Annotated in this window: 17 protein-coding genes and 1 riboswitch; of the genes, 8 read left to right on the top strand and 9 right to left on the bottom strand. The window is 65.6% G+C overall.

What is annotated here, in order from left to right; translation table 11 throughout:
* The first annotated feature begins 1 nt into the window (after position 1).
* The 3 genes from ACK2SD_RS22425 to trhA all read left to right on the top strand — a co-directional run bounded on the left by ACK2SD_RS22425 (position 2) and on the right by trhA (position 6476).
* The gene (locus ACK2SD_RS22425; protein WP_412460883.1) at positions 2–5296 is read left to right on the top strand and encodes an Hpt domain-containing protein; all 5295 of its coding nucleotides are present in this window, start codon (positions 2–4) and stop codon (positions 5294–5296) included.
* Positions 5289–5762 (top strand): chemotaxis protein CheW, encoded by a 474-nt coding sequence (locus ACK2SD_RS22420; RefSeq protein WP_039582751.1) that lies wholly within the window; start codon positions 5289–5291, stop codon positions 5760–5762. Before ACK2SD_RS22425 ends, ACK2SD_RS22420 begins: the two co-directional genes overlap by 8 nt.
* A gap of 96 nt (positions 5763–5858) precedes the next feature.
* Entirely contained in the window at positions 5859–6476 is a 618-nt protein-coding gene (gene trhA / locus ACK2SD_RS22415) for a PAQR family membrane homeostasis protein TrhA (protein WP_029614549.1), read from the top strand.
* Positions 6477–6482: 6 nt separating this feature from the next.
* Here the strand turns inward: trhA and ACK2SD_RS22410 are convergent, their stop codons facing one another.
* Both ACK2SD_RS22410 and ACK2SD_RS22405 read right to left on the bottom strand, forming a co-directional pair.
* Positions 6483–7202: a 16S rRNA (uracil(1498)-N(3))-methyltransferase gene (locus tag ACK2SD_RS22410; RefSeq protein ID WP_412460882.1), complete on the bottom strand. Its 720-nt coding sequence runs from the start codon at positions 7200–7202 to the stop codon at positions 6483–6485.
* An 87-nt stretch (positions 7203–7289) separates the two neighbouring features.
* Positions 7290–8696 (bottom strand): adenosylmethionine--8-amino-7-oxononanoate transaminase, encoded by a 1407-nt coding sequence (locus tag ACK2SD_RS22405; protein WP_412460881.1) that lies wholly within the window; start codon positions 8694–8696, stop codon positions 7290–7292.
* Between the two features lie 304 nt (positions 8697–9000).
* Between ACK2SD_RS22405 and ACK2SD_RS22400 the strand changes: the two genes are divergently transcribed.
* The 3 genes from ACK2SD_RS22400 to ACK2SD_RS22390 all read left to right on the top strand — a co-directional run bounded on the left by ACK2SD_RS22400 (position 9001) and on the right by ACK2SD_RS22390 (position 12283).
* Complete coding sequence (locus tag ACK2SD_RS22400) at positions 9001–10917, top strand: flavin monoamine oxidase family protein (protein ID WP_412460880.1); 1917 nt, start codon at positions 9001–9003, stop codon at positions 10915–10917.
* A 201-nt stretch (positions 10918–11118) separates the two neighbouring features.
* Entirely contained in the window at positions 11119–11670 is a 552-nt protein-coding gene (locus ACK2SD_RS22395; RefSeq protein ID WP_412460879.1) for a cytochrome b, read from the top strand.
* 34 nt (positions 11671–11704) lie between these two features.
* Entirely contained in the window at positions 11705–12283 is a 579-nt protein-coding gene (locus tag ACK2SD_RS22390; protein WP_412460878.1) for a YceI family protein, read from the top strand.
* Positions 12284–12337: 54 nt separating this feature from the next.
* Here the strand turns inward: ACK2SD_RS22390 and ACK2SD_RS22385 are convergent, their stop codons facing one another.
* The 5 genes from ACK2SD_RS22385 to ahcY all read right to left on the bottom strand — a co-directional run bounded on the left by ACK2SD_RS22385 (position 12338) and on the right by ahcY (position 18868).
* Positions 12338–14248 (bottom strand): DEAD/DEAH box helicase, encoded by a 1911-nt coding sequence (locus ACK2SD_RS22385; protein ID WP_412460877.1) that lies wholly within the window; start codon positions 14246–14248, stop codon positions 12338–12340.
* Between the two features lie 219 nt (positions 14249–14467).
* Complete coding sequence (locus ACK2SD_RS22380; RefSeq protein ID WP_412460876.1) at positions 14468–15256, bottom strand: substrate-binding periplasmic protein; 789 nt, start codon at positions 15254–15256, stop codon at positions 14468–14470.
* A 47-nt stretch (positions 15257–15303) separates the two neighbouring features.
* Positions 15304–16380 (bottom strand): hypothetical protein, encoded by a 1077-nt coding sequence (locus ACK2SD_RS22375; RefSeq protein WP_412460875.1) that lies wholly within the window; start codon positions 16378–16380, stop codon positions 15304–15306.
* Between the two features lie 91 nt (positions 16381–16471).
* Complete coding sequence (metF, locus tag ACK2SD_RS22370) at positions 16472–17317, bottom strand: methylenetetrahydrofolate reductase [NAD(P)H] (RefSeq protein ID WP_039582760.1); 846 nt, start codon at positions 17315–17317, stop codon at positions 16472–16474.
* A gap of 141 nt (positions 17318–17458) precedes the next feature.
* Positions 17459–18868: an adenosylhomocysteinase gene (ahcY, locus tag ACK2SD_RS22365; RefSeq protein ID WP_342649895.1), complete on the bottom strand. Its 1410-nt coding sequence runs from the start codon at positions 18866–18868 to the stop codon at positions 17459–17461.
* A 21-nt stretch (positions 18869–18889) separates the two neighbouring features.
* Positions 18890–18985, bottom strand: a riboswitch (S-adenosyl-L-homocysteine riboswitch).
* Between the two features lie 179 nt (positions 18986–19164).
* On the opposite strand from ahcY, the gene ACK2SD_RS22360 reads away from it, so the two are divergent.
* A complete protein-coding gene (locus tag ACK2SD_RS22360; RefSeq protein ID WP_029614545.1) occupies positions 19165–19566 on the top strand; it encodes an acyl-CoA thioesterase in 402 nt (133 codons plus the stop codon).
* Between the two features lie 49 nt (positions 19567–19615).
* Here the strand turns inward: ACK2SD_RS22360 and ACK2SD_RS22355 are convergent, their stop codons facing one another.
* Positions 19616–20851 carry a cation:proton antiporter gene (locus ACK2SD_RS22355; RefSeq protein WP_412460874.1) on the bottom strand — a complete coding sequence of 412 codons (1236 nt, stop codon included), beginning with the start codon at positions 20849–20851 and terminating at the stop codon, positions 19616–19618.
* Positions 20852–21113: 262 nt separating this feature from the next.
* On the opposite strand from ACK2SD_RS22355, the gene ACK2SD_RS22350 reads away from it, so the two are divergent.
* Positions 21114–21500, top strand: a complete 387-nt coding sequence (locus tag ACK2SD_RS22350; RefSeq protein WP_039582763.1) for an MAPEG family protein — start codon at positions 21114–21116, stop codon at positions 21498–21500.
* 76 nt (positions 21501–21576) lie between these two features.
* Here ACK2SD_RS22350 and ACK2SD_RS22345 read toward each other — a convergent pair whose 3' ends face one another.
* Complete coding sequence (locus ACK2SD_RS22345) at positions 21577–22734, bottom strand: murein transglycosylase A (RefSeq protein ID WP_412460873.1); 1158 nt, start codon at positions 22732–22734, stop codon at positions 21577–21579.
* Positions 22735–22802: the final 68 nt, after the last annotated feature.

Here is a 22802-nt window from a genome sequence, read left to right as displayed (position 1 = left end):
AATGGCCATCACCCCCATGAACCCCGCACGCCACGACACCGTCGCCCTGAACTGGAGCAAACCGGCCATCGCCGGATGCCTGGCCCAGGCCCGCCAGGCCCTCGAACGCTTCGCCAGCGAACCGGGCGAGCCTGCCCACCTGGCGCCGATGGTGGACAACCTGCACCAGGTCCATGGCTGCCTGGCGCTGCTCGAACTCAAGGGTGCCGCGCGCCTGGCCGAAGAGCTCGAACAGCTCGGGCGGGCGCTGCTCGACGGCCAGGTCAGCCCGCGCGGCGACTGCCTCGGCGCGCTGTTCCGTGGCCTGGAGCAACTGCCGTCCTACCTCGAGCGCCTGCGCGGCGCGCGCCACGACCTGCCGCTGGTGGTGCTGCCGCTGCTCAACCAGTTGCGCCTGTGCCGCGGCGCCGAGGCACTGGCCCAGGACAGCCTGATGGGCGAGGCCGCGCAGCGCCTGGCCGGGGCCAGTGATCTGGCCAATCTCGACCTGTCGCTGGGCAGTTGGCGCGACCAGTTGCAGGCCGGTCAGGGGCGCGATGCCCTGCGCTCGGTGATCACCGCCCTGTGCGACGACCTGGTGCGCATCAAGGAGCGCCTCGACCCGTTCATGGCCGGTGGCCAAGCCCCGCGCGAGCCGCTGCAACGCTTGCTGGCGCCGCTGCGGCACGTGGCCGACACCCTGGCGGTGCTCGGCTTCCAGCAGCCACGTCGGGTGATCATCGATCAGGTGCTGGCGTTGCAGGCGCTGGTCGAGGGTGAGAAGGCGGTCAGCGATGCGCTGCTGATGGACGTGGCCGGCGCCTTGCTGTACGTCGAGGCGACGCTCAACGGTATGGTCGGCGGCCTGGCCGAAGGTTTGGAAGGCGGCATGCCCGGCGCCGAGCTGGGCGAAATCCGCCAGCGGGTGTTCGAAGAATCGCTGTCGGTGCTGCAACAGGCCAAGGACTTGCTGAGCGACTGCCTGGAGTGCGACTGGTCGCGTCAGCGCCTGTTACCGTTGCCGGGCCTGTTGCAGCAAGTACGCGGCGCGCTGGCCATGCTCATGTTGGCGAACGCGTCCGAGTTGTTCGGCCTGTGCGCGGCCCATGTGCAGGACGCGCTGCTGCCGCTGGAACAGGTGCCGCCCGAGGCGCAGCTCACACCGCTGGCCGAGGCCCTGAGTGCGCTGGAGTGTTACCTGCAATGGCAAGTGGCGGACCCGCTGGCCGATGCCGGGCATTTTCTCGACCTGGCCGGCACCCGCCTGGCCTCGCTGGGGCTGCGCGGCAGCGGCGAGACCGAGGCGGGTGAACTGCCCGCCGCACAGGACGGCGTTGACGAGACCCTGCGCGAGGTGTTCCTCGAAGAAGCCGGCGAGCTGCTGCCGGAAATCGAGCGCCAGTGGTTGCGCTGGCGCGCCGACGATCACCCGCGCGAGGCGTTGATCGCCCTGCGCCGCGCCCTGCACACGCTCAAGGGCAGCGGGCGGATGGTCGAGGCGCGGGCCGTGGCCGAACTGGCCTGGGCGGCCGAACATTTGCTCAATCGCGCCCTCGAAGGGCGCGTCGCGCTGGGCGGCGAGGGCCTGGTGGCCTTGCAGCAAGCCTTCGTGCATTTACCCGACCTGCTCGCCGATTTCGCCGTCGGTCAGCCGCCACGCCTGGCGGAGCTTGAGCGGCTGGGCGATCACTTGCATGCCCTGGCGGTGCGCGACAAGCCGCCGCCCAGCAACGTCGAAGGGCTCGACCCGCAGTTGCTGGAGATCTTCCGCAACGAAGCCCAGGGCCACTTGGCCAGCCTCGACGCGTTTCTGCTCGCGGCCCAGGGTCAGGATGCAGCGGTCACCGATGACCTGCAACGTGCCCTGCACACGCTCAAAGGCAGCGCGGCCATGGCCGGGGTGATGCCCATCGCCGAGTTGGCCACTGCCTTCGACCGTCTGGCGCGCGAGTACAAAGTGCATCAATTGCCGGTGCAGGTAAGCGATCTGGACGCGCTGACTGCGGCTGGCACGCTGTTCCGGCAGGGCCTGGCGCAGCTCGACAGTGCGCCACTGGCGGCCATCCCCGGCGCCGCCGCCCTGATCGAACAGGTCGGCGAGGCGGTGGATGCGCGCCTGGCTGCATTGCAGCACGAGCCGGCGCACGCGCGCCGCGTGCGCCGCGACCCGCAGATCATCGCCAGCTTCCTGGCCCAAGGCATGGACAGCCTGCTCGATGCCGAATCGCTGCTGTCGCGCTGGCAGGAGCACCCTCGCGAGGGCCAGGCGCTGGAGACCTTGCTGGACGAATTGACCACCCTGGGCCACGCCGCCCACCTGGCCGATTTCTGGCAGGTGGACGCGCTCTGCGAAGCTTTGCTCGACGTATATGGGGCCGTGGCGGAGGGACGTCTGGTGGCCGATGCGCGCTTTTTCGTCCAGGCGCGCCAGGCCCATGAGCGGCTGCTCGACATGTTCGACGAGATCGCTGCCGGGCAGGACATCACGCCAGCCGACGACTGCCAGCATGCCTTGCGCGCGCTGCTCGACGGTGCGCTCGACCCGGCCGCCAGCGGTGTGGTCGGTGCCGACGGCGTGACGCCGCTGGCGGTAGCCGTGGACCTGCCGGAACCGGCGGTGGTGCAACTGTTCCTCGACGAAGCCAGCGACCTCCTCGACAGCGCCCAGCAGGCCCTGCAGCGCTGGCAGCAGGCGCCGGAGGGCGTCTCGGCGCTGTCGGCCCTGCAGCAGGACGTGCAGACCCTGCGCGGCGGCGCGCAACTGGCGGCGATCGGCCCGGTCGAAGTGCTGGCCCAGGAGCTGGCACGGGTCTACGAGGGCCTGGTCGACCGCCGCCTGCGCGCCGACAGCACGCTGGCAGAGTTGCTGCAGCGCAGCCATGCGGCGTTGGCGCAGATGCTCGACGACCTGCGCCAGGGCCAACTGCCGGCCTCGGCGGTGGCGCTGCTGGGAGAACTGCGCGAGTTTCGCCATGCCCCGCCGTCGCAGTTGCCCCTGGACGCGCCGGTCGATGACGAACAGGCACCGGCCGACAAGGAACTGCTGGAGGTTTTCCTCGAGGAAAGCTCCGACATCGTCGAGAGCGCCGCCGCCGCGTTGGCCCGTTGGCAGGCCGACCCGCGCAATCGCGCCGAAGCGGAGAACCTGCTGCGCGACCTGCACACCCTCAAGGGCGGCGCGCGCATGGTGCAGATCGCCGCCATCGGCGATCTGGCCCACGAGCTCGAGTTTCTCTACGAACTGCTCGCCGCCGGTCGCCTACCGCCGACCCCGGCCTTGTTCAGCCTGTTGCAGAACTGCCACGACCGTGTGGCGCAAATGATCGATGCCGTGCGTTTGGGCCAACCGCTGCATGCGGCGACCGCGCTGATCGACTACATCCGCAACTTCTCCAGCGCTGCCCTCACCGACAGCGCAGCGGGCCAGGCGACGGTTCAGGCCGAACCTGCCGAGGCGCCGGCACTGGCACCGGAGCGCACGCCTGCAGACCTGGTCAAGGTCGATGCCGAACTGCTCGACGACCTCGGCAACCTGGCCAGCGAGCACGCGATCATTCGCGGGCGTATCGAGCAGCAGGTCAACGATGCGCAGTTCGCCTTGAGCGAAATGGAAACCACGTTGGAGCGCATGCGCGACCAACTGCTGCGCCTGGACACCGAGACCCAGGGGCGCATGGCCGGTCGCTGGCAGGCCGAGGGCGATGTCTACGATGACTTCGACCCGCTGGAGATGGACCGTCACTCGCAGTTGCAGCAGTTGTCCCAGGCCCTGTTCGAGTCGGCCTCCGACCTGCTCGACCTGAAGGAAACCCTGGCGCTCAAGACCCAGGAAGCGCAGGGCCTGTTGCAGCAGCAGGCACGGATCAACAGCCAGTTGCAGGAGGGCCTGACCGCCACCCTGATGGTGCCCTTCGAGCGTCTGGTGCCGCGCTTGCAGCGCGTGGTGCGACAAGTGGCCAGCGAGCTGGGCAAGCAGGTGGAACTGGTGGTCGGCAATGCCGAGGGCGAGCTCGATCGCAGCGTGCTCGAACGCATGGTTGCGCCGCTGGAGCACATGCTGCGCAACGCCGTGGACCATGGCCTGGAGCCGCGCGAGGTGCGCCTGGCGGCCGGCAAGCCGGAGCAGGGCACCATTCACCTGGACCTGCTCCACGAAGGCGCCGACATCGTCATCGAGATGAGCGACGATGGCGCCGGTGTGCCGCTGGAGGCGGTGCGCAACAAAGCCATCAAGCGCGGCCTGCTGGCGCCACAGGCGCAGTTGAGCGATCACGAGATTTTGCAGTTCATCCTGCGCCCTGGTTTTTCCACCGCCGAGAAGATCACCCAGATTTCCGGTCGCGGCCTGGGCATGGACGTGGTGCATGAAGAGGTCAAGCAGCTCGGCGGCTCGATGAGCATCGAGTCCAGTGCCGGCAAGGGCGCGCGCTTCCAGATCCGTCTGCCGTTCACGGTGTCGCTGAATCGGGCGCTGATGGTGCACCTGGGCGAGGAGCAGTACGCGATCCCGCTCAACACCATCGAAGGTATCGTGCGGGTGCCGCCCGCCGAGCTCGAAGCCTGCTACCAGCAGGACCCGCCGCGCTACCGCTACGGTGGCCAGGACTATGCCCTGCGCTATCTCGGTGAGCTGCTCCAGGCGGTCGCGCGTCCGCGACTGTTGGGGCAGCGCGTGCCGTTGCCGGTGCTGCTGGTGCATGCCCAGGAGCAGTCGTTCGCGATCCAGGCCGATGGCCTGTCACCCAGCCGCGAAATCGTGGTCAAGAGCCTGGGGCCGCAGTTCGCTGCGGTGCCGGGGTTGTCGGGCGCGACCTTGCTGGGCGATGGCCGGGTAGTGCTGATTCTCGACGTGCTCGGGCAACTGCGCGGCCAGCAACGCCGTCTGGCGCGGCTGCCGCTGGGCGAGGGCGGGCGACGCCCGCTGCTGGGCCCGGCGCCGCGACGTCAGTTGCTGGTGATGGTGGTGGACGACTCGGTGACCGTGCGCAAGGTCACCAGTCGCCTGCTCGAGCGGCACGGCATGAGCGTGCTGACCGCCAAGGACGGCGTCGATGCCATGGCGCTGCTGGAGCAGCACCGTCCCGACGTGCTGTTGCTGGACATCGAAATGCCGCGCATGGACGGTTTCGAGGTGGCCACGCGGATCCGCCGCGACAGCCGTCTGAGCGCGCTGCCGATCATCATGATCACCTCGCGCACCGGCCAGAAGCACCGTGAGCGGGCCATGGCCATTGGCGTCAACGAGTACCTCGGCAAGCCGTATCAGGAGTCGCTCCTGCTGCAAAGCATCGCCCACTGGAGCCAGCCCCATGCTTGAACATATCGCCGGCCAGCGCAGCAGCCTGACCGGGCTGTTGCTGCCTTTGGGCGACCGCACTCTGGTGCTGCCCAACGTCGCCGTGGCCGAACTGATCGGCGAGCGTGCCTGGGTGTGCGAGCGCTTCGCGTTGAACTGGCACATGGGCTGGCTCGACTGGCGCCAGCAGCGCCTGCCGCTGATCGGCTTCGAGGCCGCCTGCGGCGGGCAGACCCCGTGCGGCGAGCGGGCGCGCATCGTGGTGCTCAACGCCCTGGGCGATACCGGCCTGCGCTACCTGGCGCTGCTGCTGCAGGGCATTCCTCGCTCGTGCAAGCTCGACAGCCAGCTCAACTATGTGGACGTGCCCCTGGGGCCGTTCGAGCTGGCGGCGGTGCAGGTGGGCGAGCAAGTGGCCCACGTTCCCGACCTCGCGGCGCTGGAGCGCCTGGTGCGTGACGCCGATCTGCAACCTGGGGCGGGGTAGAGTTGTCGTTTTACCGGTCTGGTCGCGGGTTGCCCGTGATCTGGCGGCATGGTCTTCAGACCGGAACCCCGTCTTTTTCAAAAGGTCTCTGTCTGCATGTATTACGGTGAACGCTTCAATGCTTGGACTCACCTGTTCGGTGCCTTGCTGGCGGCGGTCGGTGCCATTTGGCTGGTGGTCATCGCGGGGTTGCAGGGCGACCCGTGGAAGATCGTCAGCTTTTCGATCTACGGTTTCACCCTGCTGTTGCTCTACAGCATCTCCACGCTCTACCACAGCACCCGTGGGCGGACGAAGGTGATCATGCGCAAGCTCGATCATCTGTCGATCTATTTGCTGATTGCCGGCAGCTACACGCCGTTCTGCCTGGTCAGCCTGCGCGGGCCGTGGGGCTGGAGCTTGTTCGGGGTGGTCTGGGGGCTGGCGCTGATCGGCATGCTGCAGGAGATCAAGCCGCGTTCCGAGGCGCGCATCCTGTCGATCATCATCTACGCGGTCATGGGCTGGATCGTGCTGGTGGCGGTCGATCCCTTGCTGCGTCAGTTGGGTACCGCTGGCTTCACCTGGCTGGCGGCCGGCGGCGTGTTGTACACCGTCGGCATCATTTTCTTCGCCTTCGACAGCCGCTTCCGTCACTGGCACGGCATCTGGCACCTGTTCGTCATCGCCGGCAGCCTGATGCACTTCGTCGCGGTGTCGCTCTACGTGGCCTGAGCGGCTTTAGAAGTCGCCCCACAGCTGCTGTGCCACCGACAGCGCCACCACCGGCGCAGTTTCGGTGCGCAGCACGCGCGGGCCGAGGCGGGCAGCCTGGAAGCCGGCGGCGTTGGCCTGCTCCACTTCCACCTCGCTCAGGCCGCCCTCGGGACCGATCAAAAAGGCCAGGCGTGCGGGTTTGGCATGGCTGACCAGCGGCTCGGCCACCGGGTGCAGCACCAGCTTCAGGTCGGCGTCGGTCGCTTTCAGCCACTCGGCCAGGGTCACCGGTGCATGGATCGTCGGCAGGCTGGAGCGGCCACATTGCTCGCAGGCGCTGATCGCCACTTGCCGCCAGTGGGCCAGGCGCTTGTCGGCGCGCTCGTCCTTCAGGCGCACTTCGCAGCGCTCGCTGACGATCGGGGTGATGGCGTTGACGCCCAGCTCGGTGGCCTTCTGGATCGCCCAGTCCATGCGCTCGCCGCGCGACAGGCCTTGACCCAAGTGGATGTGCAGCGGTGAGTCCGGCTGACCGGCCAGGGCTTGGTCGAGGCCGACCCGCACGGATTTCTTGCCCACTTCGAGCAACTGGCCGAGGTACTCCTGGCCGCTGCCGTCGAACAACTGCACGGCGTCACCCGTGCTCATGCGCAGCACGCGACCGATGTAATGGGCCTGGGCTTCGGGGAGTTCGTGCTCGCCGAGGCTCAGGGGGGCGTCGATGAAGAAGCGGGACAGTCTCATGGTTTGGCTCGAAAGGGGCGTGGGCATCATCCGCTGTCGGCGCGGCGAACTGCCGTGCCGACAGGGTCTGGCGGTGGGCTCGAGGGGTTAGCCCGGATCGCGGAAGTCCGGGTGAAAATCAGCGGGCACGGCCACGCTGACCCGATCACGGGTAGCGATATCGATGCCTTCGCTGGCCACCTCGGCGAGGAAGTCGATCTGCTCCGGGGTGATCACGTACGGCGGCAGGAAGTACACCACACTGCCCAGCGGGCGCAGCAGGGCGCCACGGCTCAGGGCGTGCTCGAACACCTTCAGCCCGCGACGCTCCTGCCAGCGGTAGGCGACCTTGCCGGCCTTGTCCTTGACCATCTCGATGGCCAGGGCCATGCCGGTCTGACGGACCTCGGCCACGTGCGGGTGATCGACCAGGTGCGCGGTGGCGCTGGCCATGCGCGCCGAAAGCGCTTTGTTGGCCTCGATCACCTGGTCCTGTTCGAAGATGTCCAGCGTGGCCAAGGCCGCCGCGCAGGCCAGCGGGTTGCCGGTGTAGCTGTGCGAGTGGAGGAAGGCGCGCAGGGTCGGGTAGTCGTCGTAGAACGCCTGGTACACGTCATCGGTGGTCAGGCAGGCGGCCAGCGGCAGGTAGCCGCCGGTCAGGGCCTTGGACAGGCAGAGGAAGTCCGGGCGGATGCCGGCCTGCTCGCAGGCGAACATTGTGCCGGTGCGGCCGAAGCCCACGGCGATTTCGTCGTGGATCAGGTGCACGCCGTAGCGGTCGCAGGCCTCGCGCAGCAGCTTCAGATACACCGGATGGTACATGCGCATGCCGCCGGCGCCCTGGATCAGCGGCTCGACGATCACCGCGGCGACGCTGGCATGGTGCTCGGCCAGGGTCTGCTCCATCGCCGCGAACAGGTTGCGCGAGTGCTCCTCCCAGCCCATGCCTTCCGGGCGCAGGTAGCAGTCCGGGCTGGGCACCTTGAGGGTGTCGAGCAGCAGCGCCTTGTAGGTTTCGGTGAACAGCGGCACATCGCCCACCGACATCGCGGCGATGGTCTCGCCGTGGTAGCTGTTGGTCAGGGTGACGAAGCGCTTCTTGTTCGGCTGACCCTTGTTCTGCCAGTAGTGGAAGCTCATCTTCAGCGCCACTTCGATGCACGACGAGCCGTTGTCGGCGTAGAACACCCGGTCCAGGCCGGCTGGGGTCATGGCCACCAGGCGCTCGGACAACTCGATCACTGGCTGGTGGCTGAAGCCTGCGAGGATCACGTGCTCGAGCTGGTCGACCTGGTCCTTGATGCGCTGGTTGATGCGCGGGTTGGCGTGACCGAACACATTGACCCACCAGGAGCTGACCGCATCCAGGTAGCGCTTGCCTTCGAAGTCCTCCAGCCACACGCCTTCGCCGCGACGAATCGGTATCAGCGGCAGGTGCTCGTGGTCTTTCATCTGGGTGCAGGGGTGCCACAGGACCTTGAGGTCGCGCTGCATCCACTGTTGATTCAGGCCCATGGGCAAATCTCCTGGCGGGGGCATTTAGGCTCTGTCTGAACGGATCGACTCGCCCATACGGCGTTGAAACGGGGCTCGCATGCGCGTGTGCTCCCCGCTACAGATGCTTTCCAGACAGACCCTGGGACGGCGTAAGCCTAAGCAAAGGCACCTGTGGCGACAACCTTGGATTGCCTGGCGCCCTGGTCTGGCTCACGTCATAGCGCCGCGCTGGCGGCGCCGAGGGCTCCTGACGTATTCTTCACGCGCCTCCCGGGGAATCCCTCCCTACTTACATTTCGCTTCTGATCCGGAGTTCGCCGACATGGCTGCTGCTTGGGTGCGCCTGTGCGCATTGGTGTTGATAGGTGCATCCAGCGCGACTGCGCTGGCGAAGGACAAAACGCCCTCGGCCATCGTGGTCGGTGGCGGCATGGCGGGCCTGACGGCCGCCTACGAGCTGCAGGCCAAGGGCTGGCAGGTAACGTTGCTCGAGGCCAAGGACAGCATGGGCGGGCGCTCGGGGCTGGCGACCAGTGAGTGGATCGGCAACGACAAGGCGCAGCCGGTGCTCAATCAGTACCTGCAACGCTTCAAGCTCGATACGCTGCCGGCGCCGGAGTTCGTGCGTACCCCCGGCTACCTGATCGACGGCGAGTATTTCAGCGCTGCCGACCTGGCCATCAAGCAGCCCGCCACGGCCGACGCGATCAAGCGCTACGAGAAGACCCTCGACGACCTCGCCCGCTCCATCGACGACCCGCTCAATCCTGCGGCCAGCAGCACGCTGTTCGCCCTCGACCAGATCAACGTGTCGGCCTGGCTCGACAAGCTGCAACTGCCCGCCACTGCGCGTCAGTTGATCAATCAGGAAATCCGCACCCGTTACGACGAGCCTTCGCGCCTGTCGCTGCTGTACTTCGCCCAGCAGGCGCGGGTGTACCGGGGTGTCGGCGATCGTGACCTGCGTGCGGCGCGCTTGCCCGGCGGCAGCCCGGTGCTGGCCCAGGCCTTCGTCAAGCAGCTCAAGACCCTCAAGACCCATTCGCCGGTCACTGCCATCGTCCAGGACAAAGACGGCGTGACGGTGAAGGTCGGTGCCGTCGGCTATCAGGCCGACTACCTGGTGCTGGCCGTGCCGCTGCGGGCGCTGGCGAAGATCCAGATGACCCCAGGCCTGGACGCCCAGCACATGGCTGCGCTCAAGGGCACCAACTATGGCTGGCGCGACCAGTTGCTGCTCAAGTTCAAGAACCCGGTGTGGGAAAGCCGCGCGCGGATGTCGGGCGAGATCTTCAGCAACGCCGGTCTCGGCATGCTGTGGGTCGAGCCGGCGCTCAAGGGCGGGGCGAACCTGGTGATCAACCTGTCCGGCGATAACGCCCGCCTGCTGCAGGCCTTCGGCGACAAGCAGATGGTCGATCAGGTGCTGATCCGCCTGCACGCCTTCTATCCGCAGGCCCGTGGCGCGTTCACCGGCTATGAGGTCAAGCGCTACAGCGCCGACCCGGGCACCGGTGGCGCCTACCTGGCCTACGGCCCGGGGCAGATCAGCAAGTACTGGCGTCTGTGGGAACGTCCAATGCAGCGGGTCACCTTTGCCGGTGAGCACACCGACGCGCTGTATCCGGGCACGTTGGAAGGCGCGCTGCGCAGCGGCCAGCGTGCGGCAGGTCAGGTCGAGGACCTGGCGGCGGGCAAGTCGTTCGACCCGGTAGCCAAGGCCGCGCCGGTCGCGGCTGCAGCCGGAGCAGCGGCCGCTGGCGCTGTGGCTGCGAAGGAAAAACCAGGCTTCTTCTCGGGGCTGTTCGGCGGTGGCGACAAGCCGGCTGCCAAGCCTGAACCGAGCGCCAAACCTGCGCCAGAGGCTGCGCCGGCCAAGGAAAAGCCGGGCTTCTTCTCGCGCCTGTTCGGTGCTGACGAGGCGCCTGCCGCGCAGCCGCAACCGGCCGTCAAAGCCGCAGAGCCGGCTGTGACGGCTCCTCCAGCACCGACTGCCGAACCCGTTGCCCCGGCCGCTGCGGCTGCCGCGCCTGCGGTGAAGCCGGAGCCGGTCAAGGCAACCAGCAAACCCGCTGCCGCCAAGCCGGCACCGGCCAAGGCCGCCGTGAAGCACGCGCCGGCCCACAAGCCTGCCGCCAAGCAACCCAGCAAGGCCGAGGCCGCGAAGAAGAAGGCGCCGAGCAAAACCGAGCCGGTGAAGAAGCAGCCGGCTGCTGACACCGCTACCCAAGCCAACTGACTCCAACGTCGTCCAGGGGCTCCGACGAGACACGCTCGTCGGGGCTTCGGGAGGGCTGAATCGTTCGCGTTAATGTTTCCTTAATAGGCTGATTACAGAATAATCAATCGACTATATCGATAATATGAAGCGGTTTTTTCTTCTTTATTTCGATACTTAGTGCGTTATCGTGTGCACAGCTCTCACGGGGATTCCGCCACCATGCAATTGCGCAATTCTGCTTCGCGCTACGGCGCCGTCAGCATCGTTCTTCACTGGAGTGTGGCGCTTGCCGTCTTCGGTCTGTTCGGCCTGGGGCTGTGGATGGTCGGGCTCGACTACTATGATCCATGGCGCAAGGCCGCACCTGACCTGCACAAGAGCATCGGCCTAGTGCTGCTGGCGGTGATGGTGCTGCGCGTGCTCTGGCGTCTGTTCAATCCGCCACCACCGGCACCGGCCAACCACGGGCCATTCACCCGTGTGGCGGCTAAGTTAGGCCACCTGGCGCTGTATCTGGGGCTGTTCGCGGTGATGACCGCCGGCTACCTGATTTCCACCGCCGACGGTGTCGGCATCCCGGTCTTCGGTCTGTTCGACGTGCCGGCGCTGGTCAGTAATCTGCCCGATCAGGCAGACACCGCTGGCGTGATTCACCTGTACCTGGCCTGGGGGCTGGTGATTTTCGCCGGTCTGCATGGCCTGGCCGCCCTGAAGCACCATTTCATCGACCGTGACGCGACCCTCATTCGCATGCTGGGCCGCAAGGCTTGACCCTCAACCTCAATTGCAAAGGAAGGAAGTAAGGATGTTGAAGAAGACTTTTGCCGCCCTGGCGCTCGGTACCGCTCTGCTCTCTGCTGGCCAGGTCATGGCCGCTGAGTACAAGATCGACAAGGAAGGCCAGCACGCCTTCGTCGACTGGAAGATCAGCCATCTGGGCTACAGCTTCATCCACGGCACGTTCAAGGACTTCGACGGTGCCTTCAGCTGGGACAGAGCCAAGCCTGAAGCCAGCAAGATCAGCGTCGATGTGAAGACCGCCAGCCTGTGGTCCAACCACGCCGAGCGTGACAAGCACATTGCCAGTGCCGACTTCCTCGATGTGGCGAAGTACCCGGACGCCAAGTTCGTCTCCACCGCGGTGAAATCGACCGGTGACAAGACCGCCGATGTGACCGGTGATCTGACCCTGCACGGCGTGACCAAGTCGGTCACCTTCAAGGCCGTCTTCAATGGCGAAGGCAAGGATCCGTGGGGCGGCGAGCGTGCGGGCTTCAACGCCAAGACCACGCTGAACCTGAACGACTTCGGCATCAAAGGCCCAGGCCCGACGTCCCAGACGCTGGATCTGGACATCACGCTGGAAGGTGTGAAGCAGAAGTAAGTTTCTCCCGCCGAACGAGAGAGGGGCCGCAAATGCGGCCCCTCTTTTTTGCTGTCAGCCCTTGCGGGTCAGCAGTGCCGGACGCTCGCCCCGTGGGCGGCTCGGCACGTCTTCCAATTGCTCAGGCGTCGGGTAACGGTCGAGCTTGGATTCCTTGCGGATGATCACAGGCGCCGACTGCGATTCGCGCGGGTTGCGCACGGCCGGTTCCTGGCGTGCGCTGTCTTCACGACGACCACGTCCCGGATTACCGTCACGACGCGCGCCACCGTTGTTGTTGCGAGGACGCTTGTCGCCTGCGCCCTGACCGCCACCTTGACCGCCTTGGCGCTGAGCACCGCCGCCGTTGTTGCTGCGCGGCTGGCCGGAGCCTGCGCGCTGCTGGCCTTGGCCTTGCGCCTGTCCACCGCCGCCGGGACGGCGATTGCGGCCCTGGCCCTTGCCGTTCTGGTACGGGCTGACGTAGTCGGCGCGGTTACCAAAGTTGTCTACGTCATCGTCCAGGAACTCTTCCGGGTCGCGGTCGGCAGGCGCCTTGGGCGCGCTGGTCCGGCCCTGGCCGGCCTGCTGTTGACGAGGCTTGCGATTGTCGCGCGGCTTGCGCGGCTCCTGCTTCCTGGACTGCGACTTGTCGGCAGAGGCGTCTTTGTCGGCAGGCTTCTCGGCGGCCTGGGACTTGGCCCGACCTTTGTCCTTGCCTTTGTCCTTGCGGCCGCCGCTGCCGTCCTTGCTGCCTTCGCCACGCGGCTGATTGCGACCGCCGCGACCGGCGTTCGGCTGGCGCTCGCGCACTTCGGGCTTCTCGGCTTCGACTTGCGAGGCATCGAAGCCCATCAGGTCGCCATCGGCGATCTTCTGCCGAGTGACGCGCTCGATGCTCTTGAGCAGCTTTTCCTCGTCCGGCGCGACCAGCGAGATCGCTTCACCGGAGCGACCGGCGCGGCCGGTACGGCCAATACGGTGGACGTAGTCTTCCTCGACGTTGGGCAGCTCGAAGTTGACCACGTGCGGCAGCTGATCGATGTCCAGGCCGCGGGCGGCGATGTCGGTGGCGACCAGCACACGTACGGTATTGGCCTTGAAGTCGGCCAGGGCCTTGGTGCGGGCGTTCTGGCTCTTGTTGCCGTGGATCGCGGCGGCGGTCAGGCCGTGCTTTTCCAGGTACTCGGCCAGACGGTTGGCGCCGTGCTTGGTACGGGTGAACACCAGCACCTGTTCCCAGGCACCGAGGGTGATCAGGTGCGCCAGCAGCGCGCGCTTGTGGCTGGCGGCCAGGCGATAGACGCGTTGCTCGATGCGCTCGACGGTGGTGTTCGGCGGCGTGACCTCGATGCGCTCGGGGTTGTGCAGCAGCTTGTCGGCCAGGTCGGTGATGTCTTTGGAGAAGGTGGCCGAGAACAGCAGGTTCTGGCGCTTGGCCGGCAGCCGGGCCAGCACCTTCTTGACGTCGTGGATGAAGCCCATGTCGAGCATGCGGTCAGCTTCATCGAGCACCAGGATTTCGACCTTCGACAGGTCGACGCTGCCTTGGCCGGCCAGGTCGAGCAGGCGGCCCGGGCAGGCGACCAGGACATCGACGCCCTTGGCCATGGCCTGGACCTGCGGGTTCATGCCGACGCCGCCAAAGATGCAGGCGCTGACGAAATGCAGGTCGCGAGCGTAGAGCTTGAAACTGTCGTGGACTTGCGCCGCCAGTTCGCGGGTCGGGGTCAGGACCAGCACGCGCGGTTGGCGTGGGCCGTGACGCTGGGATTTGTCGGGATGGCCATCCGGGAACAGACGCTCGAGGATCGGCAGGGCGAAGCCACCGGTTTTACCAGTACCTGTCTGCGCGGCGACCATCAGGTCGCGACCTTGCAACACGGCGGGAATGGCCCGCTGTTGCACCGGGGTGGGCTGGGTGTAGCCCGCAGCCTCGATAGCGCGGACAAGTGCCTCGGAGAGACCGAGGGAAGCAAAGGACATGGGCAATCCTGTTCTCGTGTGGGCTGGGCCCTGTGGGATGTTCTGCCTGGCGCGACGGGCATCGGTGAGATGCGATCGCGTCCGGTCCAGCTGGGCTTACACTGCGCATCCGGGAGGCGGCGGGCGGGCACCTGAGGTGCGTCGCTGCTGGTCGAGATGCCTGTTGCGAGGCCGAGCGTCCGGGCGTGAGCCGGGCGGGAAGGCCCGAGTATAACAGAGCTAGCGCGGCGTGCTGCGATCGTGCTGCTCAACGGTGTCGAGAAAATCCTCGGCGGCCTGGGTGTAGCGGGCGGCGAGGGCGGCATACGCCGGTTCCTGCTTGAACCGCTGCAGCTCTTCGCTGAAGGCCTTGGCCAACGCTTCGCGGCCCGGTTTGCGGGCCAATCCGAGGAATTGCGGCTGGCGTTCGATCACCAGCGGCAGCTCCCGGACACTGTCCTGCAGGCCCAATTGCTGACGCAGATAGCGGCCGGCACGACGATCGGTAATGAGCAGATCGATACGCCCGAGCATCAGTTTGCCGAAGTTGGCTTCATGGGTGGGGGCGTCTTCGCGGTGCAGCCGGGTGCTGTCATCGAGCGCATTGCCATAGGTGTAGCCAGGTGAGGTGCCGATCCTGAGGCCTGCCAGGTCGTCCAGGCGCTGTACGGGATGCGGCCGGGCGTTGGCTTGGTAGAGCACGAACTCGACCGTCGACAGCGGCTCTGACGCGTAGATCAGATAGGATTCGCGCTCGCCGACGTGAAAGGTGTCCATGATGCCGTCGGCCAAGCCCTGCTCGACCATCGCCAGGCAGCGCTTCCAGGGCAGGAATTGCCAATCGACTTCGATACCCAGGCGTTTGAACACTTCGCTGACCACTTCGTGATCGATCCCGGCGGGTCGCCCATACTGCCGATAGATGTACGGCGCCCAGTCGTCGCTGACCAGGCGCAAACGTTCGGCCTTGGCCAACGGGCTCAGGCAGGCGAGCAGCAGTAAGCAGACCAGACGGTTGAAAGCGGACATCAGGCGAGAGTACGCGGTCCCTACTGGCCTGGCCAGTAGGGACGGCTTCAGTCTTTGTGGGTGGCCAGCAAATGCTGTTCGACTTCTTTACGACGTGAGCCCAGCGTCAAGCGCAAGCCGGGCCGGCGCAGGCACCGACGCAACTGCTCAGGACCGAGGTGGCCATGTCGCTGATCCATATTCTCCCGTGCCTTGTCCCACCACGCCGTCGCACAGGCGCGATCAAACTCGTTGGCATAGGGGTAGCTGCCATACAGCAGTTCACGCGCGAATTGGCGTTGTTGGCTGGGCAAGGTCAAGCTCATGACCTTGTAGCTAAGGCGGTGCAGCAATGGTGGGCGTGGGAGTTGGTCGCTGACGTTCTGAATATCGGCCAATGCGGCATGGCTCAGTGGGTCGGCGCCGTGTTTGTGCAGCCAGGCCTGGATCTTGGCGCGGAATTGCTTTTTGTGGCTCCAGTAATGATGGATGACATCGGTGCATTCGCTGAGCTTCAGTGTGGAGGCAGCGACCACTGCCAAGCAGAACTCCTCGAGCGAATAAGCTTCGCGGGCCAGCGGGTAGCATTCATCCATCAAGGCAATGGAACGGTCGAGAATGGCTGAGTCCTGGGCTGTCAGCCCGATTACCCCGGAGTTGACCAGTGGCATCCCGTCATCGGCCAAGCCTCGTTGCTGAAGCAGGCCGTGAAGCTTGGTATACAGCGGGCAGTGCGTGTTGTGGTCGTAGCGGCCACCGAAAGCGTTGCAGAGCAAAGTACCTGTCTCGACCCGATGCATCAGCGCGGCTGGGGAGGTTCGGAAAAAAGTATCCGTATCGATCAAAACCGCTTTCTTGTAATGGTCCAACACTTGGCGAAGCGCCACGTGTTTGCTACGGAAATGGTAGCCATGGGGCTGGTTCCAGAGGTGGCGGGTCTGTTCGTCAAGCACGTGCACGGTGACCGGAAGCAGTGCGTAGGGGGCAGGATCATCCGTGAATACCTGGATTTGCAGTGCCTGGCCAGGAGTGTTGCGCAGATGGGCCAAGGCGCTGACGATACTGAAGCAGGCTTCCTGATGGTAGGTGGTTGGCCCGAAGGCGAGATAGATCAGTTGAGGGATTTCGTCGTTAGAAAGTGACATCGAGCAGACCTGCCAGGCCCTGAGTTGAAAAGAGCTCCCATTGTACGTTGGGAGCTCTAAGCTTTTCTTAAGATGGCGTTATCTTAGGATTTCAGCGCGGCAGTTTGAGGTTTTGCCACACCGCCAGGCTTGGCTCGGCCTGGTTCAGGGTATAGAAGTGCAGCCCCGGTGCGCCGCCTTGCAGCAACTCGTCGCACAGGGCGGTGATCACCTCTTCGCCGAAGGCCTGGATGCTGGCGCTGTCGTCGGCATAGGCTTCCAACTGCTTGCGAATCCAGCGCGGGATCTCGGCGCCGCAGGCGTCGGAGAAGCGCGCCAGCTTGCTGTAGTTGGTGATCGGCATGATGCCCGGCACGATCGGGATGTCCACCCCCAACTTCTGGGCGCGCTCGACGAAATAGAAATAGCTGTCGGCGTTGAAGAAGTACTGGGTAATGGCGCTGTCGGCGCCGGCCTTGACCTTGCGCACGAAGTTGGCCAGATCGTCCTCGAAGTTGCGCGCCTGCGGGTGCATCTCGGGGTAGGCAGCCACTTCCAGGTGGAAGTGATCACCGGTCTCTTGACGGATGAACTCGACCAGGTCGCTGGCGTGGCGCAGTTCGCCGCTGGCCATGCCCATGCCGGACGGCAGGTCGCCGCGCAGGGCGACGATGCGCTTGATCCCGGCCGCCTTGTACTCGGCGATCAGGGCGCGCAGCTCGGCCTTGGTGTCGCCGACGCACGACAGGTGCGGGGCGGCGGGAATCTTCACTTCGCTTTCCAGTTGCAGCACGGTGTTGAGCGTGCGGTCTCGGGTCGAGCCGCCGGCGCCGTAGGTGCAGGAAAAGAAGTCGGGGTTGTAGGTCGCCAATTGACGGGCGACGGCCATGAGCTTTTCATGGCCGGCGTCGGTCTTGGTCGGGAAGAACTCGAAGCTGTAACGGCGTTCTTGTGACATCTCTGGTTCCTCAGCTTCAAGCGTCGAGCTTCAAGCTGCAAGTAGACGCCAGTTCGGTGATGGCCGACCTGGCGTAGCATGATCAAGATCCAAGCACAGCAGCTTCACGCGGCAACCACGCGCGCCGCCCTTGCTTGCCGCTTAGTAGCGGTAAGCGTCCGGCTTGAACGGACCTTCGACGGTCACGCCGATGTACTCGGCCTGCTGCGGCGTCAGTTGAGTGACCACGCCGCCGAAGCCGCGGACCATTTCCAGGGCCACTTCTTCGTCGAGCTTCTTGGGCAGCACTTCGACGGTCAGGCGCTGGGCCTTCTTCTCGGCGCTCAGGTCGGCGAACTTCTGCTCGAACAGGAAGATCTGCGCCAGCACCTGGTTGGCGAACGAGCCGTCCATGATCCGGCTCGGGTGGCCGGTGGCGTTGCCCAGGTTCACCAGACGGCCTTCGGCCAGCAGGATCAGGTAGTCGTCGTTCTGCGGATCGAAGGTGCCGGCGCCGGTGCGGTGGATCTTGTGCACCTGAGGCTTGACCTCTTCCCATGCCCAGTTCTTGCGCATGAAGGCGGTGTCGATCTCGTTGTCGAAGTGACCGATGTTGCAGACCACGGCGCGCTTCTTCAGGGCCTTGAGCATGTTGGCGTCGCACACGTTGACGTTACCGGTGGTGGTGACGATCAGGTCGATGCGGCCCAGCAGGTCTTTGTTGATGCCGGCTTCGGTGCCAGTGTTGACACCATCCTTGAATGGCGAGACCACTTCGAAGCCGTCCATGCACGCCTGCATGGCGCAGATCGGGTCGACTTCGGTGACCTTGACGATCATGCCTTCCTGACGCAGCGACTGGGCCGAGCCCTTGCCCACGTCACCGTAGCCGATCACCAGGGCCTGCTTACCCGACAGCAGGTGGTCGGTGCCGCGCTTGATGGCGTCGTTCAGGCTGTGACGGCAGCCGTACTTGTTGTCGTTCTTGCTCTTGGTGACCGAGTCGTTGACGTTGATCGCCGGGACTTTCAGCTCGCCCTTGGCCAGCATGTCCAGCAGGCGGTGCACGCCGGTGGTGGTCTCTTCGGTGACGCCGTGGATCTTGGCCAGCATGGCCGGGTATTTCTTGTGCAGGATTTCGGTCAGGTCACCGCCGTCGTCCAGCACCATGTTGGCGTCCCATGGCTGACCGTCCTTGAGGATGGTCTGCTCGATGCACCACTCGTATTCCTGCTCGGTCTCGCCTTTCCAGGCGAACACCGGGATGCCCGCAGCGGCGATGGCGGCAGCGGCCTGGTCCTGGGTGGAGAAGATGTTGCAGGACGACCAGCGCACTTCGGCGCCCAGCGCGACCAGGGTCTCGATGAGCACGGCGGTCTGGATGGTCATGTGGATGCAGCCGAGGATGCGTGCGCCCTTGAGCGGTTGCTCAGCCTGATACTTGCGGCGCAGGCCCATCAGCGCCGGCATTTCCGACTCGGCGATGATGACTTCCTTGCGGCCCCAGTCGGCCAGGGAAATGTCGGCGACCTTGAAATCGGAAAAACCAGCAGGCGTGTTTACAGCGCTCATGAAGAGCCTCCATTCGTAGTGTGCGAATGGGCGCCGTTGTGCGTTGAGCGTCCGCTGGAGCGGACAACGCCCCGTCCGAGCCTGACAGGAAGACCTGCTGCAGCGCCCCTCGGACGGGTGGCGGGATGACCACCGCAGCGGGTGGCCATTTGGAAACGGGCAGATTATAGCCGCGCCGATGTGACACACCCAAGACTTTCCGTCGATTAATCGAGACGATAGTCGATGCCCGGTGGAGGCCGGTGGGCCGCTCTGCCATCATGGTCGTCCGTCAGTCAGGCATCCGAGGAGTCGCCATGAATTTCCACACGCGCAAGTGGGTGAAGCCCGAAGACCTCAACCCCAACGGCACCCTGTTCGGTGGCAGCCTGCTGCGCTGGATCGACGAGGAAGCCGCGATCTACGCCATCGTGCAACTGGGCAACCAGCGCGTGGTGACCAAGTACATCTCCGAGATCAACTTCGTCAGCGCCTCGCGCCAGGGCGAGATCATCGAGCTGGGCATCACCGCCACCGAGTTCGGCCGCACCTCCATCACCCTCAAGTGCGAAGTGCGCAACAAGATCACCCGCAAGAGCATCCTCACCGTGGACCGCATGGTCTTCGTCAACCTGGGCGAAGATGGCCTGCCGGCGCCCCATGGGCAGACCCGCATCAAGTACATCGGCGACCAATTCCCGGACGCGGACGAGCAATAACGCGCAGTGCGCGCTTCGCGGGGGGCCGGCGAAGCGCGCTGAGCCGTGGTCAGGGCTGGGCGCTGACCCGGCGGACCACTTTGCCGACGGTCAAGCCCTGCACCAGGATCGACGACAGCACCACGATGTAGGTGATCGACAGCAGCAGGTCGCGTTCGTCGCCCATCGGCAGCGAGAGCGCCAGGGCCACCGAGACACCGCCGCGCAGACCGCCCCAGGTGAGCACGCGCACGGTGCCGCGCGGCACTTCGCGCCAGCGGCGCAGCAGCAGGATGGCCGGCGCCACGGTCAGCAGGCGCGAAGCCAGCACCGCCACTGCCAGCACGCCACCGGCGGCCAGGTGCATCCAGTTGAACGGCAGCAGCAACAGCTCCAGGCCGATCAGGGCGAACAGCAGGGCGTTGAGCATGTCGTCGATCAATTCCCAGAAACCGTCCATGTAGCGGCGGGTCATGTCGTTCATCGCCAGGTTGCGCCCCAGGTTGCCGATGATCAGACCGGCCACCACCATCGCGATCGGTGCCGACACGTGCAGCTCGTAGCACATGGCCGAGCCGCCGATCACCAGCGCCAGGGTCAGCATGACCTCCACCTGGTACTGCTCGATGCCCTTGATCATGCGGTAGGTGGCGTAGCCGATGAGGCCACCGAACACCACGCCGCCAATGGCTTCGCGGGCGAACAGCAAGGCGGTGTCGGCCACGCTCGGGGTCTCGCCCAGCTGGATGATGCCCAGCAGCACGGTGAACACCACCACCGCCGTGCCGTCGTTGAACAGCGATTCACCGACGATGGTGGTCTTCAGGGGTTTGGATGCGTTGGCCGTGCGCAGTGCGCCGAGCACGGCGATGGGGTCGGTCGGCGAGATCAGCGCGCCGAACAGCAGGCAATAGATCAGCGGGACGTCCCAGCCGAACATCGCGAACACCCAGTGCGCCAGGTAGCCGATCACGAAGGTGGCGATCAGCACGCCGATGGTCGCCAGCAGGCCGATCGGCCAGCGGTAGCTGCGCAGGTCGCCCAGATTCACGTGCAGGGCGCCGGCGAACAGCAGGAACGACAGCATCCAGTGCATCAGCAGGTCGTTGAAGTCGATCTGGTTCATCAGGCCCTCGACGCGCTCCTCCAGACCCGGAAAGCCGATCAGGCTCAGGCCTTGCAGAATCAGCGAGAACAGCAGAGCCGTGACCATCACGCCGATGGCGGGCGGCAGGCCGATGAACCGGTAGTTGACGTAAGTGAGGAGGGTGGTGAGGCAGATGAACGCGGCGACTAATTCAAGCATCCTGAATCCTGTGACAGTGGCTTACAAATCGTACCCGAAGGGTCCGTGCAGTTCTTTGATGACCTGATGCGCGTATCGGGACACACCTTATGACCAGAATTCTCAGCTTCGTTCCTGGATGGAACGCTTCGTCCGCCTCGCAGGGATGAGCAATGCCTGGCCGCAGAACCTTTCCCGGACGGCGTGATCCCAGTTGGCAAGCGGTGTCCGGCGCCCAGGCGGGCGATCGCGCTGCGACTTTCCCGAACCGAGGAGCCTGAATATGACCGTAGCCCTGTGGTGCATCCTTATCGCGCTGTTCCTGCCGCCGCTGTGCGCGTTGATCGCCAAGGTGGCCAGCGGCCGTTTCGGCATGCGCGACAACCGCGACCCGCGAGCCTTCCTCGATACCCTCTCCGGGCTGCCGCGCAGGGCGCATGCCGCCCAGCAGAACGGCTACGAAGCCTTCCCCGCCTTCGCGGCGGCAGTGCTGGTGGCCGATGTCGTCGGCAACGCCGAGCAGGTGACCCAGGACGTGCTGGCCGTGATGTACATCACCAGCCGGTTGCTCTACATCATCTGTTACCTGGCCGATTGGGCGGCGTTGCGCTCGCTGGTGTGGTTCGCCGGGCTGGCGTTGATCGTGTCGTTCTTCGTGGTGTCGGTCTGAGCCTATTCCGGGCTTTCGGCTCGAGCGCGTCAGGGCCGCCAAGCGGCCCAGCGCGGCCCTGAGGTGATCGCCTCCGTCAGGGCACCTTCGGCACATCCGGCAATGCTGCACCCTTGGGCCAGAGCATCCAGATCTGCCCCTGCTGCTTCATGTTGCCCGCCAGTTCGCCCGCTTCAGGGCCGGTGCCCCAGAACAGGTCGGCGCGGACTTCACCGGTAATCGCGCCACCGGTGTCCTGGGCGCCTACCGGGCGTACCACGGGCGAGCCGTCTGGGCGGGTCGTGGAGAGCCACAGCAGGCTGCCCAGGGGAATTACCTTGCGGTCGATGGCCACGCTGTAACCGGCCGTCAGCGGGACGTTCAGCGAACCGCGTGGGCCTTCGTTGCTGTCGGGGCCGGTGGCGAAGAACACATAGCTGGGGTTGCTCGCCAGCAGTTCCGGCACGCGTTGCGGATTGGCCTGGGCCCAGGCGTGGATGCTGCCCATGGTCACGTCTTCTTTCTTCAATTGCCCCTGTTCCACCAGCCAGCGCCCGATGGGCCGGTAGGGATGGCCATTCTGGTCGGCGTAGCCCAGGCGCAGTTGCCGGCCATCTTCCAGTTGTACCCGGCCCGAGCCCTGGATCTGTAGGAACTGCAGGTCCATCGGGTCGGTCAGCCAGGCCAGTACCGGCGCCTTGGCGCCGTCGCGATAGATCACTTCGGCGGTGTCGTAGGGCTTGAGCACGCGTCCCTCGACCCGGCCACGCAGGCGCTTGCCCTTGAGTTCCGGATACACGCTGGCCAGGTCGACGACGATCATGTCGTCCGGCGGGCCGTAGACCGGCACGTTGGCCGTGGCCGAGCGCGTGAGGCTGCCTGGATAGACCGGCTCGTAGTAACCGGTGATCAGGCCGTTGGCATCGTTCTGCGCCGAGCGCAGGCCATAGACCTGCAGGTTCTGCTGGAGGAAGCCGCGCACCTGGGCCGGGTCTGCCGGGACCGAGACCGCCGCGTCGCAGGTGGCGGCCCATACGGGATCGCGGGTGAGTTTCTGGCAGCCATTGCGCCAGGCCTGGAAACCGGCCAGCAGGTCGGCGTCGCTGACGGCCGGCAGGTCCTTGAACTCGACGCTGCTGTAGGTGGCGATGGCGTGGGGCTCGGGTTTGGCTTTTTCACTGTCGCCGCCGTTGCAGCCGGCCAACAGGGCCAGGGCCGGAAGCGCCCAGGCGAGTGGACGCAGAACAGTTTTCATAAGTGCGGTCCTGTGTGGGGCGAAGATGAATATTCGCCCTTGTCTTTTGTGTGGCTATTGGTCTTTGT

This window comes from Pseudomonas sp. SC11, assembly GCF_047039205.1.
Classification (GTDB): Bacteria; Pseudomonadota; Gammaproteobacteria; order Pseudomonadales; family Pseudomonadaceae; genus Aquipseudomonas; species Aquipseudomonas boreofloridensis.
Note: the sequence above shows the minus strand (reverse complement) of the source record. Positions and strands in the feature narration are given on the sequence as shown.

Bases quoted from the DNA above. Each gene is read 5' to 3' on its own strand.
- ACK2SD_RS22345 (WP_412460873.1), bottom strand. From the start codon at position 22,734: ATGAAAACTGTTCTGCGTCCACTCGCCTGGGCGCTTCCGGCCCTGGCC.
- ACK2SD_RS22395 (WP_412460879.1), top strand. From the start codon at position 11,119: ATGCAATTGCGCAATTCTGCTTCGCGCTACGGCGCCGTCAGCATCGTT.
- ACK2SD_RS22355 (WP_412460874.1), bottom strand. From the start codon at position 20,851: ATGCTTGAATTAGTCGCCGCGTTCATCTGCCTCACCACCCTCCTCACT.
- ACK2SD_RS22385 (WP_412460877.1), bottom strand. From the start codon at position 14,248: ATGTCCTTTGCTTCCCTCGGTCTCTCCGAGGCACTTGTCCGCGCTATC.
- ACK2SD_RS22375 (WP_412460875.1), bottom strand. From the start codon at position 16,380: ATGTCACTTTCTAACGACGAAATCCCTCAACTGATCTATCTCGCCTTC.
- ACK2SD_RS22350 (WP_039582763.1), top strand. From the start codon at position 21,114: ATGACCGTAGCCCTGTGGTGCATCCTTATCGCGCTGTTCCTGCCGCCG.
- trhA (WP_029614549.1), top strand. From the start codon at position 5,859: ATGTATTACGGTGAACGCTTCAATGCTTGGACTCACCTGTTCGGTGCC.
- ACK2SD_RS22425 (WP_412460883.1), top strand. From the start codon at position 2: ATGGCCATCACCCCCATGAACCCCGCACGCCACGACACCGTCGCCCTG.
- ACK2SD_RS22420 (WP_039582751.1), top strand. From the start codon at position 5,289: ATGCTTGAACATATCGCCGGCCAGCGCAGCAGCCTGACCGGGCTGTTG.
- metF (WP_039582760.1), bottom strand. From the start codon at position 17,317: ATGTCACAAGAACGCCGTTACAGCTTCGAGTTCTTCCCGACCAAGACC.
- ACK2SD_RS22410 (WP_412460882.1), bottom strand. From the start codon at position 7,202: ATGAGACTGTCCCGCTTCTTCATCGACGCCCCCCTGAGCCTCGGCGAG.
- ACK2SD_RS22405 (WP_412460881.1), bottom strand. From the start codon at position 8,696: ATGGGCCTGAATCAACAGTGGATGCAGCGCGACCTCAAGGTCCTGTGG.
- ACK2SD_RS22380 (WP_412460876.1), bottom strand. From the start codon at position 15,256: ATGTCCGCTTTCAACCGTCTGGTCTGCTTACTGCTGCTCGCCTGCCTG.
- ACK2SD_RS22360 (WP_029614545.1), top strand. From the start codon at position 19,165: ATGAATTTCCACACGCGCAAGTGGGTGAAGCCCGAAGACCTCAACCCC.
- ACK2SD_RS22400 (WP_412460880.1), top strand. From the start codon at position 9,001: ATGGCTGCTGCTTGGGTGCGCCTGTGCGCATTGGTGTTGATAGGTGCA.
- ahcY (WP_342649895.1), bottom strand. From the start codon at position 18,868: ATGAGCGCTGTAAACACGCCTGCTGGTTTTTCCGATTTCAAGGTCGCC.
- ACK2SD_RS22390 (WP_412460878.1), top strand. From the start codon at position 11,705: ATGTTGAAGAAGACTTTTGCCGCCCTGGCGCTCGGTACCGCTCTGCTC.